We start from the raw sequence: 20,066 nt of genomic DNA, 5'->3' as shown, positions 1-20,066 counted from the left end.
TCAGGTCGGGTTTCTCGTGAGATCCCGGTGCGTCAGGTAAAGGCGCAGGTCGAATTCGAACTGGTGGTAGCCGGGTTGCATGAACTCGCAGAGGCGGTAGAACGCTTTGTTGTGGTCGCTTTCTTTCAGGTGGGCGAGTTCGTGCACGACGATCATTTTCAGGAATTCCGGCGCCGTCTCCTTGAATAGCGAGGCGATGCGGATTTCTTTCTTTGCTTTGAGTTTGCCGCCCTGCACGCGGGAGATGCTGGTGTGAAGGCCCAGTGCGTGGCGCACGACATCGAGCTTGCTGTCGTAGATCACTTTGTCGATTGCGGCTGCACTGCGCAGGTGTTCGCGCTTCAACTCCGCGCAGTAGTCATAGAGTGCGCGATCGGTCTGCACTTCGTGCCCGTTCGGATATCGCTCGGCCAGGTACGCGCCGAGCTGCTGGCCGGCGACCAGCTTCTGGACTTTTTCCTGTAGCGATGCCGGGTAGCCGGTTAGGTATTTCAATGGCTTCATTGTGGTCTGGTTGCGCGTGGGGTTCCAAAACCTGCGCAGAGCAAATTATTGCACCGCCCGGCTCCTTTGCAGGCGGTTGGCCAATATAGGGTTTACACCAATCAAAATATGTAAAAGGCACGCCGTAATACATGCTGACTTCATCCATGCCGTGACGGCGGGTCGGACATGAAAAAGCAAACGTTTGCCCAAAAACTGTGGCTGCCATTACTCCAAGGGCTTGCCTGTCTGACCGCGACCACGGGATTCGACGCATGGTTGTTGCGTCAGGTGCATCGAACCAACAGAGCGTCGGTATTCAATCGTGATGGCGGGTTTTAAGGCGGCCCGGGAGGCACGATTCCAGATGCTTCTGGGCTGACATCGTTATCAGCCCGCAGAGGAAAGTCCAACATGTTCGACGCCGAAATTGCCGCGACGCTCCTGAACCGATGGGACCGTAAACGTGCGTGCCCAGGAGACCAGTCGCCGCTGGACCTCTTGCAGGAAGGCAAGCTGCATTTCAGACATCAAGGCGGCGATGTCCACGCAGACGATACTGCCGCAGACCGGCGGCTTCGCGTTGAATGCCTGACGTTCGCTGACGGCTCCCGTGCCTTGCGCGTCACCGACGCGGGTGGACAAAGCGGCTGGACGCGGTGGACGGCTGCCGAGCCGGTCTGAAAGCGCGAAATGAGCCCGCGTATAGACCATGTCGACACCCCGTAGTCTCATTCTGCGTTGGCTTTGCGTCCTCGCCTACGTCCTGATGGTGATATGGCTCAACTACTTGTAGCGCGTGTTGCATCACAACCGATGCCCGAGCGCCGCCAACGTCGCGCCGGGTGATGTGAACAGCCACTATGTATTCCGAACGAGGTGTCGGCTCCGGAACGACGACAGCCGATGCGACATTCCAGCTTTAGAGGATCACGGAAGGAGACGGACATGAACACAGTAAAGACCGAGATCGGGCAACTGGAGAAGGCGCTGAACGCGCTGGTTCGTCGCCCGCGACTGATCCGTCGTGACTACTGGATATCGCAGATCGAGGGCCTGCTAGGACGTCCCGGCCTGTCGGCGCAGGATCGACAACGACTCTGCGCGCTGCTCGACCTGCTCGGCACCCCCGTCGCGGAATGTAGTGTCCTGGTACCGCAGTGACGAGCGCCGCAAAGCTTTTGAGTGCCCGTCACGACGGCAAGCAAGGATCGTTTTCTTTGAAACCGGTCATCGTCACGGCAAGCGCATTGATTCCCTGAACACGCCTGCCGCAGCTGCGTCAATGCTGCTGCGTCAATTGCTGCTGGTGTCACAGGTCAGAAATTCGCAGACAACGTTGCGCCGTCAGGCGTCGTCGCGTCGGCTGATTGCCTGCAGTGTCCGCGCGATTATTTACGGCGAACGCGTCTATTGAGCTTTCGGAAATCAACATGTTTAACGAGTCGAAATACGTATCGCTGATATACGAACAGGGCCTGGACCAGTGGATGCGCGCCTGGTACTCCGAAGCCGTCGAAGCGGAATTTATTCGCCCGCCGTATTATCCCGACCCTGTGACCGTAGGGCGTCTTCGGGGTTATTTCGACGCCGGCCTGTCGCCCGCCGATGCAGCCCTGGCGTGCTTCGGCCGCAAACATTAAGGTAACCCGGCTATAGCCTCCATATCGGTAGACCTGCCTGTACGAAAGGCAGAAAACGAACTGAACAATTCGGCGAATAGCCAACCCACCACACTCGTCATGCCCGCATGTGCGCCACTCCGACCGGCATCTTGCAAGCACCGCTACCGAGGCCAGATTTACACCGTCTGGCTAACGTCTCCCGTTCCGCCCGTTCCTCACCGGGTCGCATGACTTCGTCGAGAACAGGTTCCGCGGTCGCGCCTCTGGCGGACCTGTCGAGGGCATGCTGATGACGCACCTGCAGCCGGACCGCAGCGACGGTTGCGTCGTGCCGCCACCAGGCGTCGTCACTGCGCTCAAAAATCTCTACATTGTTTCGAGCGCACTCGCGCAGCGCGGCACTTACGCTCAGGAAATCCGGGATTCTCAATGGCGGACAATGGCTCAACGAGCTCAAGAGGCAAAAACGGCGCTCGACCAGCATGGAGAGAGACCTGAAGCGCATGCGATTGTGCTGCTTCGACAGATGACAAACGTATGCCAGGGTCTTGTTGATCGGCACGCGGCCCGCCAGGAGATTCCCTTCGCCGTATGGCGCGAAGTGGGCAGGCTTGGACATGACGCTTACGAGTGGGTCAATCTGACCGCGCCCCGCCGGCGAGGTGCCGACGCATGAATCCCGCGCCATTCGTGCCGGCGTACCGTGCCGGGCTCAAAGCGGACCGGCTCGCGCAACGTGTCGCATCGGTAAGCGAATGCGACCCCGCGCGGCGAACCGGACGGGGTCGTGTTCCTGCAGGCGCCGGCTGAAAATCAGTGTAAGCCCGCCAAGCCGCTTTCCAACTGACTCTGAAGTTCGCGGACCTGCCGCTGCGCGGCCCGCAACTGGTCCTGCGCGGCGGCCTTCTGTTGCGCAAGCGAGGCGGCTTCGGCACGCGTCTGTTGCTGCTGGCTATTGACGATGCTCTGCTGCTGACGCGCTACATCGAGGTCAGCCTGCAGGCGGTTCGCACGATCCTGCGACAGCGCAATCCTCCGCTCGGTGAACGCCTTTTGCGCCTCGAGCCGCGTGCGGCGGATTTCGACATCGGACAACTGCACGGTCCGGCGCACGAAGTCCTTATAGATCAGGTCGGCGCGCGTTTCGTCCTGCGTTTTGATAACGCGCCAGAAGTTCTTCTGCTGGAACAGCGCGACGTAGTAGGTCATTTCCTTGCCGTAAAACAGCAGGCTCGCGCCGTAGTTGCCGTTGTACGTCGTGCGCAGCTCGCTCGTGTCCGAACCGCGGATCATCTGTTGCAGCTCGGCGACGTTGCCGGCGGCGGATTGCTTCGCCTCGTCGGCTGTGAGCACACCGGCCTGTCCCTGCTGTTCTTGCGTCGTGGCCGGCAGTGCCGTTGCCGTGCCCGGCTGGGCAACGACGGCAGCGCTCGCGCCGCTGTCCGGCAAAGTCTGCGCATCCACACTCTGCACGCCCCCCATCGCAACGGATGCGATCATGGCGAGCTTCTGGGCAAAAGACAGTTTCATATGTTTTGCCAACCTCTCATATCGATAGCAACGAGCCGGCAAAATCGCCAACTCCAACTGGTGAAGCGAACCCCTGCTCGCCTGTTAACGGCAATTGTTCGGGAATGTTGAGGCGACAAACGGGAGATTGACGGGAAAAATCGAAGTGTGTCGGGTTCGACTGGCGAGCGTTCGGGGAGCTTCGATCTCACGGTTATCGGAGACCACTGCGAGCGGAACAGCTCGCATCAAGGAGGCGGGATCGCTCATCCGCGCTTTCGGGCGGTCAACGGCGCGCCGGCATCATGTCCTTCGCACGCTGTCGCCGAACTATAGTAACGATTGGCAGGGCTCCATCATTTGACGGGGATTTGCCGGTCATGCACATCCCGGAGCGCGCGCTTACTTTCATCGCGAATGCCACTGGTTTGGCAGACACGGAATGGGTGACGCGATCTGACCGGCGGGAGGAAGCCACGATGTCGTCCGAGAACGAGCTTTCGAAGCTTATCGCTGCTGTATATGACGCGGCGGTAGAACCGGATCGGTGGCCGCGCGCACTCGAACAGGTTGCCGCCTTGCTGGGCGCCATGCACGCGCATCTGTGGGCGGGAGACGCAAGGCAGCGGTTAGGGTCGATCGCCTGGGCAGGCGCCGAACCCGCGTTTGTGCAGGCGTACGAAGAGCACTACGTCCGGTCGGACCCATTCGCTTTGGCGCGGATGTGGTCGTCTGGCACGATTTTATCCGACGCGATGATGGGCCCCAGAACGGTGCTGGAGTACAGCGACTTCTTCCAGGACTGGGCGCGCCCACAGGGTATGCACACCGCTATCGGCGCGAACCTTGGCCTCGACGGTGGCAATGTCGCTGTGCTGGTGGCAACGCGGCGACAGTGTGATGGAAGCTTTGAGCGCGAGCAGTTCGACTTGCTCGCGGGCGTGTTGCCACATTTTCAGCGCGCATTGACGATGAACCTGCGGTTATGCGGAATGAGCGGCGGACAGCATGTGGCGTGTGCGGCACTCGACGCTTTGAACCATGGTGTGTTGATTGTCGAGGCCACCTGCCGCGTGATGTTCGCCAACCGCGTCGCGGAACAGATCTTGACGTCTGCGGACGGACTTGGGACAGGGCCGGCCGGATTGTTCGCAATGACCCCGACGCTGACGAACAGGCTTCGCCTGCTGGTGGCTCAGGCCGCCGGGGCGGGCACAAAGCCGCCGACGGGCGGCGCACTCGCGCTTAGCCGCCCGTCCGCAACGCGTCCATATCGGGTGCTGGTTTCTCCTTTGCGCGCCGGCACCGGCTGGGCGAGGATCGTGCCTCAAAAGGCTGTTGCGATGATCCTTGTCGTCGACCCGGAACGCGTGCCCGATAGTCCGGAACGGCAGCTGCGAACCCTCTATAACTTGACCCGCGTCGAGGCTCGGGTAGCGTGCGAAATTCATAAGGGCGCGAGTCTGAATGCAGTTGCCGAATTGCTTGACGTTAAGCCGTCGACCGTCCGGACACATCTGCATCACATATTTGAAAAGACGGAGGCGCGACGTCAATCCGATCTTGTGCGGCTGATCGAGCAAATGACGGTTGTGTCAGTCGATACTTGATTGCTCCGCGAAGTCAATCGATCTCTACGGCATCCAAGTGTGCTTCCGACCAGGGTGGCCCAGACTTCGGCGGCGAAGCGCCAAAGCTGTGCACCGCATAGACAGGGTGCGGAATCCCTTTCCGTGCAGCGAGGAAGCCGGGGCCGGCAACATTGCACCGACCTCCATCAGGTGATGGAGGTGTACGTCGAAACGTTCAAATATTATTCCGGCAGAACCCGCACGAACGCTTCGCGAAACGCGCGAGTCTTCGACGGTCTTGGAACGACAAGAGGCCTTCGGAGCTTGCTCGCAAAACGATGCTTCACGCAGCTGAAGCGATCGCTTCTCGCGCGCGTTGAGCAGCCACTTTGACCCGCCATTTAACGATGCACGCAACGTAAGCCATGTCTTGCACGAAGAGTGACGTACGGTGACGGAAGAGTGGCCAATGGGCGAACAGGATAGGGAGATGACAAAGATGAACTCCGTTTCGGCTGTCGATGTTCAGGATTTCATAAATAGCCATGGCTTCGCCCGCTACCAACGGTTGATACTGACTCTTTGCTTCCTGGTCATCGCTATCGACGGCTTCGATACGGCAGCAATCGGCTATATTGCGCCTGCCCTCTCTTTAGAGTGGCATATTGCAAAGTCTTCGCTCGGCCCTGTTCTTGGCGCGGGGCTCCTGGGGCTCGCATTGGGCGCGATGAGTTCAGGCCCAATGGCCGACAAATTCGGTCGAAAGACCGTGCTGGTTGGGGCGGTCTTTTTTCTGGGCATGTCGTCTCTTGCGAGCGCCGCTTCGCGAAGCCTCGACATGCTTACCGTTCTGCGCTTCATAACGGGACTTGGCATCGGCGCCGCGATGCCCAGCGCAGCAACGCTCATGGCTGAGATTGTCCCCGATCACCATCGCGCCAAAGTCAATAACGCGATGTTTTGTGGATTCCCGTTGGGAGCCGCTGGAGGCGGATTTCTGGCAGCAGTCCTGATCCCCGTGACAGGCTGGCGCGGCGTGCTCGTTGTTGGCGGCGCACTTCCCATCGCGCTCGGCATTGCGCTCGTATGCCGGGTTCCGGAATCAGTCCGTTACATGGTGACCAAGGGAGTTGCTGCCGACCGGATTCACGAGATACTGAACCGCATCGCACCGGGTACGCTGACCGACGAGAAACGGTTCGTCATTGACGAGGGGACCTTGAAAGCAAGTTCGGCGGAGGCCGTTAGAGTCGTGTTGGCCAGGCGCTTCATCGTCGGGACTCTCGTGCTTTGGACGGCCTATTTCATGGGGCTGGTCATGTTCTATTTACTGACCAATTGTCTGCCCATTTTGATCAACGATTCGGGCCTTAGCATCTCGCACGCAGCCCTCATTACGGCGCTCTTCCCGCTGGGGGGTGGAATCGGCGCCTTGGCCTCAGGCTGGCTGATGGATCGCTTCAATCCTTATGTCATAGTAGGTTCCTGCTTCCTGTCCTCCGGGATATTCACCATTTCCATCGGATACGGAGCACCCGGTCTGGCCTCGCTGACCGGTCTCATTTTCGCGGCGGGTACCACGATGAACGGTGCCCAGGCTTCGATGTCGGCGTTGGCGGCAAACTACTACCCCACAAGGGCACGGGCAACCGGCGTGGCGTGGATGATGGGTGTTGGCCGGTTTGGTGCGATCGTGGGCGCTCTGGCTGCGGCGGAATTGCTCCGCCTGCATTACGGCCTGAACCAGGCTTTCATCGTGGCGGGGCTTCCGGCACTGGTCGCCGCTGCCGCGCTCTTCGCGAGATCTTTATGAATCAGCCGAAGACCATGTCGGGCGGCATGGAGGGCGAAGGGGCCTACAATCGTCACTCGACGCATCAGGCGGCGGGTGCCGCGATCGCCCTGCCTCATCTGCGGCAGGCGGTGGAGAACGTCCCGCTCGAACCGGACGACCAGCCGGTCGTAATCGCCGAATACGGATCGTCACAGGGCAGGAACTCGCTCGCCCCGATGCGTGTTGCGATAACCGCTGTGCGCGCCCGGGTTGGGCCGGCCCGGCCGATCCTCGTCTATCACGAAGATCTGCCAGTCAACGATTTCAGCGCGCTCTTCGAGTTGCTGGAGAACGATCCGGACCGGTACCTTCGCGACGATCCTCACGTCTTTCCATGCGCAATCGGTCGGTCGTTTTACGACAGCGTTCTGCCGCCGGCGTGCGTGCACCTTGCCTGGAGCGCGTACGCCGCGATGTGGTTAAGCCGTGTGCCGGTCCCAATTGCGGGTCATATCTATCTGCCGTGCACGCAGGGTGCCGTGAATGCCGCGTTTCGCGAGCAGGCCACGCGAGACTGGGAAACCTTTCTCGCTCTGAGAGCCCGAGAGCTGAGGCCGGGCGGCCGGCTTGTCGTGGTGCTGCCTGGAGCCGACGACGACGGGTATACGGGCTTTGAGACCCTCATGAACCACGCGAACGACGCACTGACCCAGATGGCCGCGGAGGGCGCGATCACGACCGGCGAACGTGCGCACATGGTACTGGCGACGTTTGCGCGCCCCGTGCGCGACCTGCTTGCGCCATTCGCGAACAACGGTGGGCAGTTTTGCAACCTGGTTGTCGAGCATTACGAGTGCGTCGCGCGGCCCGACGACATCTGGGAGCGATACCAGCAACATCAGAATCGCACGCAAATGGCTAACGAGTACGCGGCGTTTCATCGCGCCACCTTCGCGCCATCCTTGCTGCTCGCGCTGAACCGCCCGGGTGACGAGCGAAGAAAGCGTACGCTCGGCGACCGCTTCGAACACTTGCTGACACAACGGCTGATGGCCGCCCCGGCGAAGCTCGACGCAATGGTCGAGACATTTGTTTTTGCGCGGAATCGCGTCTGTATTGCTTGACTTTCGGGGAGAGTAATGCGGATGGTGGCGTGGTGCCGGGGACCGGACTCGAACCGGCAAGCCGTGAAGCGGCGGATTTTAAGTCCGCTATGTTTACCAATTTCATCACCCCGGCAAGGGCGGACGCGATTCTACCATTGTGCCGCAGGCGCACCAAACCGGGCGGCCTCGCGCCGGACGAGCCCCGGCCTGCGCGGCACGCCGCAATTCTAACGTCATCCGCCAGTCACAAAGCCTGCTGATAATCCCCCCGACGAAAACGTTTACATCTCGGGCGGAAACAGTGATTCCAACAATCAAGGACGTGGCTGCACACGCGGGCTTTTCCATCGCCACGGTCTCGCGCGCGATCAACGCGCCGCACACCGTCAACCCGGTCACGCTCGACAAAGTGCGTCAGTCGATCGACGCGCTCAACTTCCGTCCCAGCCCGCTAGCCCGGCAATTGCGCAGCGAGCGCACGCGCCTCATCGGCGTGGTGCTGCCGACGCTCGCCAACCCGGTGTTCGCCGAATGCCTGCAAGGCATCGACGATCTCGCATCGGCACAAGGCTACCGGCTGATGCTGATGACCACCCAGTACGACGCCGATCGCGAACGCCACGCCATCGAGACGCTGCGCGAACACCGCGTCGAAGGCATGATCCTGACGGTCGCCGACGCGGACACCCATCCGCTGCTCGACGAGCTCGACCGCGCGGGTCTGCTGTACGTGCTGATGCATAACGACACGGTGCGGCGTCCGTCGGTGTGCGTCGACAATCGCCTCGCCGCCTTCGACGGCGTGCGCATGCTGATCGCGCACGGCCATCGCCGCATCCTGATGCTGGCCGGTACGCTAGCCGCCTCCGACCGCGCCCGCCAGCGCCATCTCGGCTACGCGCAAGCCATGCAGCAGGCCGGCCTCACGCCCGCGCCGGCGCTCGAGGTCGATTTCAACGCCGACGAACTGTCGCCGTCCGTGCTCGCTCATCTGACGAGCGGCCCGAACCGGCCGACCGCCCTCTTCTGCAGCAACGATCTGCTGGCGATGGTCGTGATGCGCGGCCTGCGCTGCGCGCGTCTGCAGATTCCGCATGACATGTCGATCCTCGGTTTCGACGGCCTCGCGATGGGCGAACTGCTGTCGCCGCCGCTCGCGAGCGTCTGCGCGCCGAATCGCGAAATCGGCTGCGCGGCGTGGCAGCGCCTGCTGGCCCGCGTCACCGGCACCTACGAAGCACTCGGCGAAACCTCGCTCGCGCTGACCTTGCCGCACACCTTGCGCGAAGGCGCCACCATCACGGCGATCTCGAACCTGAGCGCCGGCTCGCCGGCGCGCGCCACCGAGCCGGCCGCGCGGCCCTTCGCATAACCCCGTTCGCATCAAGCTGCATCAACCCGCATTAACCGTCAAGCCTCGAACCACCCGCTCGCTTCCTCATCAGGAGACCCGCTGTGATCCGCTCTTCAGCACGCTTAGCCGCGCCCGTCAAACCGCTCTGGCGCCGTCTCAATCGCACCGCTGCCGCCGCACTGTCGGCGTGCGCCATCGCCGGCGCCGCGCTGGCGAGCTTCGCGCCGCAACTCGCCCACGCCGACGAAACCGCGATCTGCTACAACTGCCCGCCCGAATGGGCCGACTGGGCCAGCCAGATCAAGGCGATCCAGCAAAAGACCGGCATCCGCGTGCCGTTCGACAACAAGAACTCCGGCCAGTCGATTGCGCAATTGATGGCCGAGCAGAAGAGCCCGGTCGCCGACGTGGTGTATCTCGGCGTGTCGTCGGCTTTCCAGGCGAAAGACAAGGGCGTGATCCAGCCGTACAAGCCGGCGCACTGGGACGACATTCCCGCGAACCTGAAGGACCCGCAAGGCTACTGGTTCACGATTCACTCCGGCACGCTGGGCTTTTTCGTCAACAAGGACGCACTCGAAGGCAAGCCGGTGCCGCGTTCGTGGGCCGACCTTCTGAAGCCTGAGTACAAAGGCATGATCGGCTACCTCGATCCGTCGAGCGCGTTCGTCGGCTATGCGGGCGCGGTGGCGGTGAATCAGGCGCTCGGCGGCACGCTCGACAACTTCGAGCCGGGCCTCGACTGGTTCCGCAAGCTGAAGGCCAACGCGCCGATCGTGCCGAAGCAGACAGCCTATGCGCGCGTGATGTCCGGTGAAATCCCGATCCTGCTCGACTACGACTTCGACGCCTATCGCGCGAAGTACAAGGATCACGCGAATGTCGAATTCGTGATTCCGAAGGAAGGCACGATCTCGGTGCCGTATGTGATGAGCCTCGTAAAGGGTGCGCCGCACGATGCGAACGGCAAGAAGGTGCTCGACTTCGTGCTCTCCGACGAAGGCCAGAAGCTGTGGGCCGAAGCGTATCTGCGTCCGGTGCGCGCCAATGCGATGAGCCCGGAAACCGCCGCGAAATTCCTGCCGGCAAGCGACTACGCCCGCGCCAAGCCGGTCGATTTCGGCAAGATGGCCGAGAAGCAGTCGAGCTTCGGCGAGCGTTATCTGCAGGTGATGCATTGAACGACATCACGTTCCCGCTGCGCTGGCGCATCGCGTTGACCGCGCCGGCGCTGGTGGTCTTCATCGCGTTCTGGCTGCTGCCGATGGGCGCGCTCGCGCAGTTGAGCGGCGACGGCCACGCGTTCGCGACCTACCGCGCGATGCTGACCAATCCGCGCTACATGTCGAGCCTCGGCGCGACGGTCGTGTTGTCCACGGCGGTGACGGCGGCGACGCTGGTGCTCTCGGTGATCGCCGGCTTGCTGCTGGCGCGCCGCGAGTTTGCGCTCAAGCGCACGCTGCTCGCGTTGCTGACGTTTCCGCTGGCGTTTCCTGGCGTGGTGGTCGGTTTCATGGTGATCATGCTGGCGGGACGCCAGGGCTTGATCGGTGCGCTGTCGCTCAAGCTGACGGGCGACCGCTGGGTGTTCGCGTATTCGATGAGCGGCCTCTTTCTCGGCTACCTGTACTTCTCGATTCCGCGCGTGATCGTCACGGTGATGGCGTCGGCAACCAAGCTCGACGCCTCGCTCGAAGAAGCCGCGCGCTCGCTCGGCGCGTCGCCGTGGCGGATCACGCGCGACATCGTGCTGCCCGCGCTGTCGCCGGGTCTGATCGCGGCGGGCGCCGTGTGCTTCGCCACCGCGATGGGCGCGTTCGGCACCGCCTTCACGCTCGCCACCGACATCGACGTGCTGCCGATGACCATCTACACCGAGTTCACGCTGAACGCGAACATGCTCACCGCGGCAGGCCTCTCCATCGTGCTCGGCATCGTCACGTGGCTCGTGCTGGCGTTCGCGCGCAGCGTGACCGGCTCGGCCGTCGCGGCGAGCGCATGAGCAGTGTTTCCAAACCGGATGACAAGACCTCGATGAATTCCATCACTGCTCCAATCCGGCCGGCTGCGAAACCGCGCTCGCGGCTCAGGTTGCCGAGCTCGCGCACCTTCCTGGCGGCCGGCCAATGGCTCGTCACGCTGCTGCTGTGCGCGTTTCTGATCGTGCCGGTCGTGATGTCGATCGTGGCCGGGCTCACGGTCAACTACTTCAAGGGCGTGTCGAGCGGGCTCACGCTGCGCTGGCTGAGCGAAGTGTGGACGCAGTATCACGGCTCGGTGTTCCTGTCGCTCGAAGTGGCGGCGGCGACCTTGCTCGTTACGCTCGTGACCGGCGTGCCCGCGGGCTACGTGCTGGCTCGCAGCAAAACGCGGCTGTCGCGCATTGTCGAAGAGTTTCTGGTGCTGCCGATCGCGCTGCCCGGTCTCGCCTCCGCGCTCGCGCTGCTGGTGGTCTACGGCGGCTTCACGATGTTCCGCATGAGCGTCGCGTTCATCGTCGCGGGGCATGTGGTGTTCACGCTGCCCTTCATGGTCCGCGCGGTCGCGGCGGTGTGCGCGAGCAGCGATCTGCGCACGCTCGAAGAAGGTGCCGCGAGTCTCGGCGCGAGCTTCCTGCAGCGCTTCGTGACGATCGTGCTGCCGAATGCGCGGCCGGGCATCGTCGCCGGTGCGCTGGCGGTGCTGACGCTTTCCATCGGCGAATTCAACCTGACCTGGATGCTGCACACGCCCGACACCAAGACGCTGCCTGTCGGTCTCGCCGACACCTACGCGTCGCTGCGTATCGAAATCGGCAGCGCGTACACGATTCTGTTTTTCATCATGACGATGCCGTTGCTCGTCGCGATGCAATGGCTCGGCGTCGATGCGACCGGCCAGCGCAGCGCGCCGCAGCGACGCGGCAACGCCGCCCGTTCGAAGCCACTACCGACGTCCACGCCATGAAACTCGCCTCCGTTCCCATCACGCTCACACAATGCGCGAAAACGTTTCGCGGCACCCGTGTGCTCGAACCGCTCGATCTGCAGATCGGCGCCGGTGAAACGCTGGTGCTGCTCGGCCCATCCGGTTGCGGCAAGACCACCACGCTGCGCATGATCGCGGGCCTCGAAACACCCGACGCCGGCGGCCGGATCGCGTTCGGCGACGAAGACGTCACTGCGCTGCCGATCGAAAAACGCCAGGTCGGCATGGTGTTCCAGAGCTATGCGCTGTTTCCGAACCTGACCGTGCGCGGCAACATCGGCTACGGACTGAAGATCAAACGCGCACCGGCTGAAACCGCGCGGCAACGCGTCGACGAATTGCTCGCGATGATGCGGCTCACCGCCCACGCCGACAAACCGATCGATCAGCTGTCCGGCGGCCAGCGTCAACGTGTTGCATTGGCGCGCGCGTTGGCTGTGCAGCCGCGCGTGCTGCTGCTCGACGAACCGCTGACCGCCCTCGACGCCCGCCTGCGCGACACCTTGCGCAGCGAGATGAATACGCTGCTGCGCGAACTCGGCATCACGACCGTCTACGTCACGCACGATCAGGCCGAAGCGATGGAACTGGGCGACCGCATCGTCGTGATGAGCGCCGGGCGCATCGAACAGATCGGCTCGCCGCGCGAGATCTACTATCGTCCCGCGAACCGGACGGTTGCGCAGTTCGTCGGCACGATCAACCGGCTGGCGGGCGAACAGCGCGACGGCATGCTGACCACCGCGGGCGGCGCCGTGCCTTTGCCCTCGAGCCGCGCGCACGCAAGTGCCGCGCATGAATTCTTCTTCCGTCCCGAAGACGCCTATCTCGCCGACCCGGCGAGCGCCCAGTTGCGCGGCAGCATAGAAAGCACCGCGTTTCTCGGCGAGCGCACCCGGCTGACGATCGGCGGCGCCGCGCCGGACCCGTTGCTGGTCGACGTGGCGGGCCGCGTCGAACTGGCGCGCGGCACGCCGGTCGGCATTTCGATCGCGCAGGACGCGCTGATTGCGCTATCGTGACAAAGCCGCGCCGCATTTTTTGCGCGCAAAAAAAGGACCTCCCCATGCTGCTGGCTCAAATTAGCGACTTGCATATCAAACGGCCCGGCGCGCTGGCCTATCGGCGCGTCGACACCGGCGCCTACCTCGCGCGCTGCGTCGCCGCGCTCAATGCGCTGGAGCCGCGTCCCGACGCGGTGATCATGACCGGCGACCTGGTCGATCAAGGCAGCCCGGACCAGTACGAACACCTCAAGGCGCTGCTCGCGCCGCTCGAGATCCCCTACTACCTGCTGGTCGGCAATCACGACGAGCGCACCGCGTTGCGCGCGGCGTTCCCGAACCGCGCGGAGTTGCAAGGCGGCGGCGAGTTCGTGCAATACGCGGTCGACGTCGGTCCGCTGCGCGTGATCGCGCTCGATTCGATGGTGCCGGGCCAGAGCGCCGGCAATCTGTGCGACGCGCGGCTCGCGTGGCTCGCGGCGCAACTCGATGCGGCGCAAGGCAAGCCGACGGTGGTCGCGTTGCATCATCCGCCGTTCGCGTGCGGGATCGGGCATATGGATGAGCTGCGGCTCGATCCGGCTGCGTCGGACAAACTCGCTGCGTTGATCGCGCGTTATCCGAATGTCGAGCGGGTGATCTGCGGACATGTGCACCGGCCGATGTTCGTGCGCTTCGGCGGCACGATTGCGTCGGCGGTGCCGGCGCCCGCGCATCAGGTCGCGCTCGATCTGCGCGAAGAGGCGCCGTCCGCATTCGTGATGGAACCGCCCGCGTATGCGCTGCACCGCTACGATCCGGCAACCGGAATCATCACGTATCACGCGTATGTCGACGAGGCCGACGGGCCGTATCCGTTCTATGAGCCTGACGGCGAGTTGATCGACTGACGCCGTTGCCGGCTCAGTTGCCAGGTCAGTTGGCCACGAAGGTATCTTGCACGCGCCGGGACAGCCTGAAATACGGTATCCCGAGCGCGGCCGCGACAACCGCCTGGATGAAGCCGTCGAACGGCATCGCGATGTCGATAGCGATCGCCTGACTCAGGTAGTCGCCAAGCAGATAGGCGCCGGTGCGCATGACGACGATCGCGCACAGCCAGGCCTGAACCTGAACCGGAAAGCGCGCCGATTTGCGCCACGCGAGTAACGAAAGCCAGCCCGCGCCGGCCACGATAAACGCGCCGATGATCACGTCGCAGCCGACCGCCACGATCAGCATGATCCGCCCTGCTCCGGTATGATCGGCACGCTTGAGGACCGCGCATGGGCCGGTCCATCGACGGCTCTTCTCATGTCCACTTCCGACCCCTCGTCTTCCGCATCCGCCGACCGCTCATTGCGCGGGCTATTGCTTCTGCTCGCGACGATTGCCGGCGTGGCGGTGGCGAATATTTACTACAACCAGCCGCTGCTCGATAACTTCCGGCAGTCGTTTCCGGGCAGCGCGTCGTGGGTTGGCGCGGTGCCCGCCGTGACACAGCTCGGCTACGCGGCCGGGATGCTGTTGCTCGCGCCGCTCGGCGACCGCTTCGATCGGCGCCTGCTGATCCTGTTGCAGATCGCGGCCATGTGCGTCGCGCTGGTGGTGGCCGCTGCGGCGCCGACGCTGCCGGTGCTGATCGCGGCGAGCCTCGCGATCGGCGTGCTCGCCACCATCGCGCAGCAGGCCGTGCCGTTCGCAGCCGAGCTGGCGCCGCCGGCGCAACGCGGGCATGCGGTCGGCACGGTGATGAGCGGCCTGTTGCTCGGGATTTTGCTGGCCCGGACCGCGGCGGGTCTCGTCGCCGAGTATTTCGGCTGGCGCGCGGTATTCAGCGCTTCCGTCGTCGCGCTGATCGTGCTGGCGGCGGTGGTCATCCTGCGCTTGCCGAAGAGCAAACCGACGTCGACTCTCGCGTACGGCAAGCTGCTTGTCTCGATGTGGCATCTGGTGGCCGAGCATCGGGCATTGCGCGAAGCGTCGCTGACGGGCGCGGCGATGTTCGCGGCGTTCAGTATTTTCTGGTCAGTACTGGCGTTGCTGCTGGCAGGCGCGCCGTTTCATCTTGGGCCGCAGGCGGCGGGACTATTCGGGATTGTTGGCGCTGCCGGGGCGATGGCCGCGCCGCTGGCCGGCAAGTTTTCCGACCGACGCGGGCCGCGGGCGATTATCACGCTGTCGATCGTGCTGGTGGCGATTTCGTTTGTCGTATTTGCGTTGTCGGCGAAGAGCATGGTAGGGCTCGTGATTGGCGTGATCGTCCTGGATGTCGGTGTGCAGGCGGCGCAGATTTCCAACCAATCCAGAATTTACGCGCTGAAGCCCGACGCGCGCAGCCGAGTGAATACGGTTTATATGGTCGCCTATTTTATTGGCGGAGCCCTGGGGTCGGGGGTCGGTGCTTTTGTCTGGCCGACTTTTGGATGGATCGGAGTGAGTGTTGCCGGATTGGGGTTTGCCGCGCTGGCTGCATGGAATCATTTGCGGCTTGCAGCCAGGAGTGAGGCTTTGAGTTGAGGTGCCCGCGCTACCACGTGATCGGCGGCGCCAGGGTCGCGACCGAGCTGGACGCGAAACGCGCGATCCGCGAAGGCGCGGAAGTGGCAGCGGCGCTTTAAATGCGGCGCGCCGCCGCGCGCCTCACGCGAGACTCTTCTTCCGGCGATCGAACCAGAAGGACAGGCCCACGCTCGCCAGAATCACGATGGTCGCGATCACGGTGGAATGCGTGACCGGCTCGCCGAGCAGCAGCGCGCCGAGCGCCACCGCGACCACCGGATTCACATACATGCAACTGCTGGCGATGATCGGACTCGTGTGGCGGATCAGAAAACCATAGGCGACATACGCGGCCATCGTGCCGATCAGCATCAGGTAGATGAACGCCAGCACCGGCAGAAAATGCACCTCGAACATCCGCTCGCCCGATGCCAACGCGACCATCGTCGACATCGCGCCGCCAAGGCCGATCTGCAACGACGTCGATAGAAACAGATCCGACGGCAGCTTCAGACGTCCGGCCAGATGTGCGCCGCCGGCCCAGAAGAGTGCGCCGCACAGAATCGCAAGGCTGCCGCCCGCCGAGCCCGGCGAGTTGTCACCGTGACTCAGGATCGCGATCCCGAAGAGCCCGAGGCCGACCGCGAACCACTCGCCTCTCGCGATCTGCCGCCCCGCCACCGCCGCGATCACCGTCGCGAACAACGGCACGGTCGCGACCATCACCGCCGCCGTGCCGGTGCCGACGGTACGCATCCCGAAAGCCAGCATGCCGCTCGACAGGCCGACCAGCATCGTGCCGACGAGGCCCGCATGGCGGATTTCAGCGAAGCTCGGCCAGACCGGTGCGCGGCGCGCCGCAAACACGAACAGCCCGATGCCGGCAAACAGGTTGCGCAAACCGGAGAGCAACAAGGGCGGAAACGAACCGAGCGCCACGTGCACCGCGAGATAGGTCGAGCCCCACACGAGATAAACGACGGCGAGCGCGAGCGCGATCTGTCCGTTGTGGGACTGCGGCAAGCGGATCGGGAAACCACGCGGAAAGCGGTTGGGAGATTGCAGCGACATGCGTTCAAACCGCCAATGCCGCTCGAGGCGCTGCGCCCCCGCTAAGGACCCTGTGACGGGATGGCGGGCGCCGCATCGGCGATGCGGTCTGACGGGCGAGGCTGGCGGACATGTCGGTGGAACGGAAGGACGATAGTTGGCCAAAGGGGCCATAACGCCGCGGCGCTCGAGAAGGATCGGTCCACGGCTGACACGCGCCAAACGTCTGGCGCGACGCCGCATTATGCAGTAAGCGCACACCGCGCCGCTCGAAAGAATCGTAACTTATTGGTGTACTTGCAACAAAAAAGCCGGGGGAACGTCTCCCCGGCTTCAGGTCACGCGCCACCTGCCATGCGCGACGTGCCGTGCTCGATCCATGCGGACGGCATCGCGCGATACGTCAGTTGCCCATGGCGCCCGACGCTTCCTGCTTCGTGCCCATCGCGTCGCTGCCTTTTTTCATCTTGTCGTGCTTCATCGCGCCCTTCTTCATGTGGTCCTTGGACATGCTGTCTTTGGACATCGAATCCTTCGACATCGCGTCGTTGGACATGGCACCGCTTGCCTGCGCGAACGCGGCGCCGCCGCTGGTCAGGAAGGCGACTGCGAATGCTGCGATTGCGAATTTTTTCATGGGATGACTCCGTTGTGTTGTGGGTGAATCTGAACCGGCTTGGGCCGGCGTGCTGCCGAAGCCTCTGCCGCTCGGGGTCACGCATTTCGCATGCCCGACCCGCGCGCGTCAGGAACCTCCGAACCAGTTGTAGCCCTGGTCGACCCAATAGCCGCCGGGATACGTGTTGGTGACGAACATCTCGACGATGTGCTTCGGATTCTTGTAGCCGAGCTTGGTCGGCATACGCAGCTTCATCGGAAAACCGTATTTCGCGGGCAGACGCTCGCCGTCGTAGGAGAACGTGAGCAGTGTCTGCGGATGCAGTGCGGTCGGCATGTCGATGCTTTCGTAGTAGTCGTCCGCGCATTTGAAGCCGACGTACTTCGCGCTGGTGTCCGCGCCGATGCGCCGCAAAAAGTCGGCGAACGGCGTGCCGCCCCAGCGGCCGATCGCGCTCCAGCCTTCCACGCAGATATGCCGCGTGATCTGCTCGGCGTGCGGCAGCGCGTACAGCTCGGGCAAGGTCCAGACGCGCTGGCCGGTCACGAGGCCGCTCACCTTGAGCTTGTAGTCGGACGCATTGACCTCGGGCACTTCGTCGATGCCGTAATACGCGTTGAACGGGAACGGCCGCGTGATCTGCGCCTCCGTGTAGGTCGGCGCGAGCCGCTTCGGATCGAACAGCGCGGCTTGCGCGCGGTCGTTCAGGCGCGACACCATCATCAGAAATTTGTTGACCGATTCGTCGTCGGTCAGCGAGCAGCCGGTCAGCAGCGACAGACCGCCGAGCGTCAGAAGCCGTTTGCCGAACAGCCGCCGCGACGGCATCGCGAGTTCGCGTCGTGCGTCGATCAGGATCGATTCGCGGTCGAGTTTTTTAGCGGGTTGATTCATGATTCGATGTCCTTAAGCTTGACTCACCGTCCGCGCAACATCGCGAGGAGCGAGCGCGGCACGAGCGCCACCATCGTCAGGTGCACGACGATGAAGGCCGCCATCAGCGACATTGCGCAGAAGTGCACGATGCGCGCGTTGTCGTAACCGCCCATCAACTCGCGCAGCAGCGGGAACTGCACCGACTTCCAGATCGCGAGGCCCGACAGCACCAGCACGATCAGATCGCAGACGACGAACAGGTAAGCGAATTTCTGCACCGCGTTGTAGACGCGCAGGTCCGCGTGCGAGAGCTTGCCGGTGAGCGCCGCGACGAAGTCGTGCAGCACGGCGCGCGGCGAGAGCGGCAGGAACTTGCGCACGAAGCGTCCGCTGAGCAGATTCAGCGTGAGATACACAAGGCCGTTGAAGACCAGCAGCCACATCGCCGCGAAGTGCCATTGCAGCGCGCCGCCGAGCCAGCCGCCGAGGGTAATCGCGGGCGGAAAGGTGAAACCTGGAAAGACCGGCGAGGCGTCGTAGATGCGCCAGCCTGACAGCATCATCACGATGGCCGCCAGCGCGTTGAGCCAATGCGTGACGCGCACCCACACTGGATGAATCGTGCTGCTGAGCGGCGCCGCGGGCGGTGCGGCTTTGCTTAGCGTGTGAGGAGTAGCCATGAAAGTCTCCCGTGAATAGTGGCGCGGCGAGCGCGGCGCGATTGGTGCGATTGGTGCGATTGGTGCAATTGGTGCGATTGGCGCGATTGGTGCGATTGGTGCGATTGGTGCGATCAATGGCAGGCGGCCAGTTCGGCGACTTGCAGTACGTCGCCGGTCGCGGCGTTCTCGACGAAGGCGACTACGCCGAAGCTGTCGGCCGATGTGGCGGCGTTGACATCCGCGTCGTCGATACGGATGCCGCGATGGATTTGCGCGTTGCCGGCTATCAGCGGCACGGGGCCGATCCATTGCCGCACCACTCTTTCGTGATGCAGGGTTGCGCCGCTGTTTTCGCCGGCGCGCACTTGCGAGGTCAGCGCGTTTTGATAAACCGCGACATAAGCGTTTAGCGTGTTGGCCGAAGCGGGGGTTTGGGCGGCGAATTGCGCGTCGACGTCGAATGCGCCCTTCGCTTGTGGCTTCAGTTGCAGGGCGACGTTGGCTTGTGCCGGTTCGGCTACGAGTTTGCCGACGCGGCTCGCGAAGCTGTCGTGCTGCGACCAGCTGCGCAGCTCGCGGCCTGATATGAAGATTTCGGGCGTGTAGATTGTGTGGCCGCCGGCCAGGGTTTGCTGACGTTCGGTGAAACGATGCTGCGAGAAGCGGTCGCTCCAGCCCAGGCTGTTCCAATAGTCGACGTGTAGTGCCAATGGCACGATGCTTTGGGTGGCGCCGCTGTTTTTCCACTGACTCAGCCAGCTGTCGGCTGGAGGGCAGCTGTTGCAGCCTTCGCTGCTGTAGAGCTCCACTAGCGCTACGCGGTGAGATGGGCTGTGGGACGTGCACATGGCGGTGGCCGCTGTTGCCAGGCCGCTGGTGGCCAGCGTGGCCAACGCGATGGTGAACGCGATTACTCGCGTAAAGGGCCGGTTGGCTCGGCGGGTCAGTGCAGTTTGCATGGCGTGCTCCATCTGGATTTGCACGT

24 protein-coding genes and 1 tRNA gene are annotated in these 20,066 nt (G+C 63.3%); 15 read left to right on the top strand and 10 right to left on the bottom strand.

What is annotated here, in order from left to right; translation table 11 throughout:
• Positions 1-504, bottom strand: coding sequence for a M48 metallopeptidase family protein (locus AC07WT_RS06180; protein ID WP_492595189.1), 504 nt, complete (start codon positions 502-504; stop codon positions 1-3).
• Positions 505-672: 168 nt separating this feature from the next.
• On the opposite strand from AC07WT_RS06180, the gene AC07WT_RS06175 reads away from it, so the two are divergent.
• Positions 673-825: a hypothetical protein gene (locus tag AC07WT_RS06175; RefSeq protein ID WP_494946426.1), complete on the top strand. Its 153-nt coding sequence runs from the start codon at positions 673-675 to the stop codon at positions 823-825.
• 48 nt (positions 826-873) lie between these two features.
• Here the strand turns inward: AC07WT_RS06175 and AC07WT_RS06170 are convergent, their stop codons facing one another.
• Positions 874-1,197: a hypothetical protein gene (locus tag AC07WT_RS06170; RefSeq protein ID WP_494946425.1), complete on the bottom strand. Its 324-nt coding sequence runs from the start codon at positions 1,195-1,197 to the stop codon at positions 874-876.
• Between the two features lie 234 nt (positions 1,198-1,431).
• On the opposite strand from AC07WT_RS06170, the gene AC07WT_RS06165 reads away from it, so the two are divergent.
• From AC07WT_RS06165 to AC07WT_RS06150, 4 genes are all read left to right on the top strand, one after another.
• A complete protein-coding gene (locus tag AC07WT_RS06165) occupies positions 1,432-1,647 on the top strand; it encodes a hypothetical protein (protein ID WP_492595187.1) in 216 nt (71 codons plus the stop codon).
• Positions 1,628-1,900 carry a hypothetical protein gene (locus AC07WT_RS06160; protein WP_494946424.1) on the top strand — a complete coding sequence of 91 codons (273 nt, stop codon included), beginning with the start codon at positions 1,628-1,630 and terminating at the stop codon, positions 1,898-1,900. Before AC07WT_RS06165 ends, AC07WT_RS06160 begins: the two co-directional genes overlap by 20 nt.
• Positions 1,901-1,916: 16 nt before the next feature.
• Positions 1,917-2,126, top strand: a complete 210-nt coding sequence (locus AC07WT_RS06155) for a hypothetical protein (protein WP_492595186.1) — start codon at positions 1,917-1,919, stop codon at positions 2,124-2,126.
• A 265-nt stretch (positions 2,127-2,391) separates the two neighbouring features.
• The gene (locus tag AC07WT_RS06150) at positions 2,392-2,784 is read left to right on the top strand and encodes a hypothetical protein (protein WP_494946423.1); all 393 of its coding nucleotides are present in this window, start codon (positions 2,392-2,394) and stop codon (positions 2,782-2,784) included.
• 137 nt (positions 2,785-2,921) lie between these two features.
• Here the strand turns inward: AC07WT_RS06150 and AC07WT_RS06145 are convergent, their stop codons facing one another.
• Positions 2,922-3,608, bottom strand: coding sequence for a DUF2968 domain-containing protein (locus AC07WT_RS06145; protein ID WP_494946422.1), 687 nt, complete (start codon positions 3,606-3,608; stop codon positions 2,922-2,924).
• A 389-nt stretch (positions 3,609-3,997) separates the two neighbouring features.
• Between AC07WT_RS06145 and AC07WT_RS06140 the strand changes: the two genes are divergently transcribed.
• From AC07WT_RS06140 to AC07WT_RS06130, 3 genes are all read left to right on the top strand, one after another.
• Positions 3,998-5,227: a helix-turn-helix transcriptional regulator gene (locus tag AC07WT_RS06140; RefSeq protein WP_494946421.1), complete on the top strand. Its 1,230-nt coding sequence runs from the start codon at positions 3,998-4,000 to the stop codon at positions 5,225-5,227.
• A gap of 460 nt (positions 5,228-5,687) precedes the next feature.
• The gene (locus AC07WT_RS06135; RefSeq protein WP_494948384.1) at positions 5,688-7,001 is read left to right on the top strand and encodes an MFS transporter; all 1,314 of its coding nucleotides are present in this window, start codon (positions 5,688-5,690) and stop codon (positions 6,999-7,001) included.
• The gene (locus tag AC07WT_RS06130; protein ID WP_494946420.1) at positions 6,998-8,086 is read left to right on the top strand and encodes a class I SAM-dependent methyltransferase; all 1,089 of its coding nucleotides are present in this window, start codon (positions 6,998-7,000) and stop codon (positions 8,084-8,086) included. Before AC07WT_RS06135 ends, AC07WT_RS06130 begins: the two co-directional genes overlap by 4 nt.
• Positions 8,087-8,116: 30 nt before the next feature.
• Here the strand turns inward: AC07WT_RS06130 and AC07WT_RS06125 are convergent.
• A tRNA-Leu gene (locus AC07WT_RS06125) sits at positions 8,117-8,201 on the bottom strand.
• A gap of 168 nt (positions 8,202-8,369) precedes the next feature.
• On the opposite strand from AC07WT_RS06125, the gene AC07WT_RS06120 reads away from it, so the two are divergent.
• The 6 genes from AC07WT_RS06120 (at position 8,370) to AC07WT_RS06095 (ending at position 14,283) form a co-directional block, all read left to right on the top strand.
• Positions 8,370-9,440 carry a LacI family DNA-binding transcriptional regulator gene (locus AC07WT_RS06120; protein WP_494946419.1) on the top strand — a complete coding sequence of 357 codons (1,071 nt, stop codon included), beginning with the start codon at positions 8,370-8,372 and terminating at the stop codon, positions 9,438-9,440.
• 83 nt (positions 9,441-9,523) lie between these two features.
• The gene (locus AC07WT_RS06115) at positions 9,524-10,603 is read left to right on the top strand and encodes an ABC transporter substrate-binding protein (RefSeq protein ID WP_492595180.1); all 1,080 of its coding nucleotides are present in this window, start codon (positions 9,524-9,526) and stop codon (positions 10,601-10,603) included.
• Positions 10,600-11,424: an ABC transporter permease gene (locus tag AC07WT_RS06110; protein WP_494946418.1), complete on the top strand. Its 825-nt coding sequence runs from the start codon at positions 10,600-10,602 to the stop codon at positions 11,422-11,424. Before AC07WT_RS06115 ends, AC07WT_RS06110 begins: the two co-directional genes overlap by 4 nt.
• Positions 11,425-11,456: 32 nt before the next feature.
• Complete coding sequence (locus tag AC07WT_RS06105) at positions 11,457-12,368, top strand: ABC transporter permease (RefSeq protein WP_494946417.1); 912 nt, start codon at positions 11,457-11,459, stop codon at positions 12,366-12,368.
• Complete coding sequence (locus AC07WT_RS06100; RefSeq protein ID WP_494946416.1) at positions 12,365-13,411, top strand: ABC transporter ATP-binding protein; 1,047 nt, start codon at positions 12,365-12,367, stop codon at positions 13,409-13,411. Before AC07WT_RS06105 ends, AC07WT_RS06100 begins: the two co-directional genes overlap by 4 nt.
• A 44-nt stretch (positions 13,412-13,455) precedes the next feature.
• Entirely contained in the window at positions 13,456-14,283 is an 828-nt protein-coding gene (locus AC07WT_RS06095) for a phosphodiesterase (RefSeq protein ID WP_494946415.1), read from the top strand.
• A gap of 25 nt (positions 14,284-14,308) precedes the next feature.
• Here AC07WT_RS06095 and AC07WT_RS06090 read toward each other — a convergent pair whose 3' ends face one another.
• Positions 14,309-14,614, bottom strand: a complete 306-nt coding sequence (locus tag AC07WT_RS06090) for a DUF2569 family protein (protein WP_494946414.1) — start codon at positions 14,612-14,614, stop codon at positions 14,309-14,311.
• 72 nt (positions 14,615-14,686) lie between these two features.
• On the opposite strand from AC07WT_RS06090, the gene AC07WT_RS06085 reads away from it, so the two are divergent.
• Positions 14,687-15,892, top strand: a complete 1,206-nt coding sequence (locus AC07WT_RS06085; RefSeq protein WP_494946413.1) for an MFS transporter — start codon at positions 14,687-14,689, stop codon at positions 15,890-15,892.
• A gap of 123 nt (positions 15,893-16,015) precedes the next feature.
• Here the strand turns inward: AC07WT_RS06085 and AC07WT_RS06080 are convergent, their stop codons facing one another.
• The 5 genes from AC07WT_RS06080 to AC07WT_RS06060 all read right to left on the bottom strand — a co-directional run bounded on the left by AC07WT_RS06080 (position 16,016) and on the right by AC07WT_RS06060 (position 20,040).
• The gene (locus AC07WT_RS06080) at positions 16,016-16,945 is read right to left on the bottom strand and encodes an EamA family transporter (protein ID WP_492595173.1); all 930 of its coding nucleotides are present in this window, start codon (positions 16,943-16,945) and stop codon (positions 16,016-16,018) included.
• A gap of 382 nt (positions 16,946-17,327) precedes the next feature.
• Positions 17,328-17,561 (bottom strand): pentapeptide MXKDX repeat protein, encoded by a 234-nt coding sequence (locus AC07WT_RS06075; RefSeq protein ID WP_494946412.1) that lies wholly within the window; start codon positions 17,559-17,561, stop codon positions 17,328-17,330.
• A gap of 108 nt (positions 17,562-17,669) precedes the next feature.
• Complete coding sequence (locus tag AC07WT_RS06070; RefSeq protein WP_494946411.1) at positions 17,670-18,437, bottom strand: molybdopterin-dependent oxidoreductase; 768 nt, start codon at positions 18,435-18,437, stop codon at positions 17,670-17,672.
• A gap of 23 nt (positions 18,438-18,460) precedes the next feature.
• The gene (locus AC07WT_RS06065) at positions 18,461-19,099 is read right to left on the bottom strand and encodes a cytochrome b/b6 domain-containing protein (RefSeq protein ID WP_494946410.1); all 639 of its coding nucleotides are present in this window, start codon (positions 19,097-19,099) and stop codon (positions 18,461-18,463) included.
• 113 nt (positions 19,100-19,212) lie between these two features.
• Positions 19,213-20,040, bottom strand: a complete 828-nt coding sequence (locus tag AC07WT_RS06060) for a DUF1223 domain-containing protein (RefSeq protein WP_494946409.1) — start codon at positions 20,038-20,040, stop codon at positions 19,213-19,215.
• Between the last annotated feature and the right edge of the window lie 26 nt (positions 20,041-20,066).

The sequence above is a fragment of the Paraburkholderia sp. GW821-FHT02A12 genome (assembly GCF_059422005.1).
The sequence above is the reverse complement of the archived record's forward strand: the minus strand, read 5'-3'. Positions and strand labels throughout refer to the sequence as shown.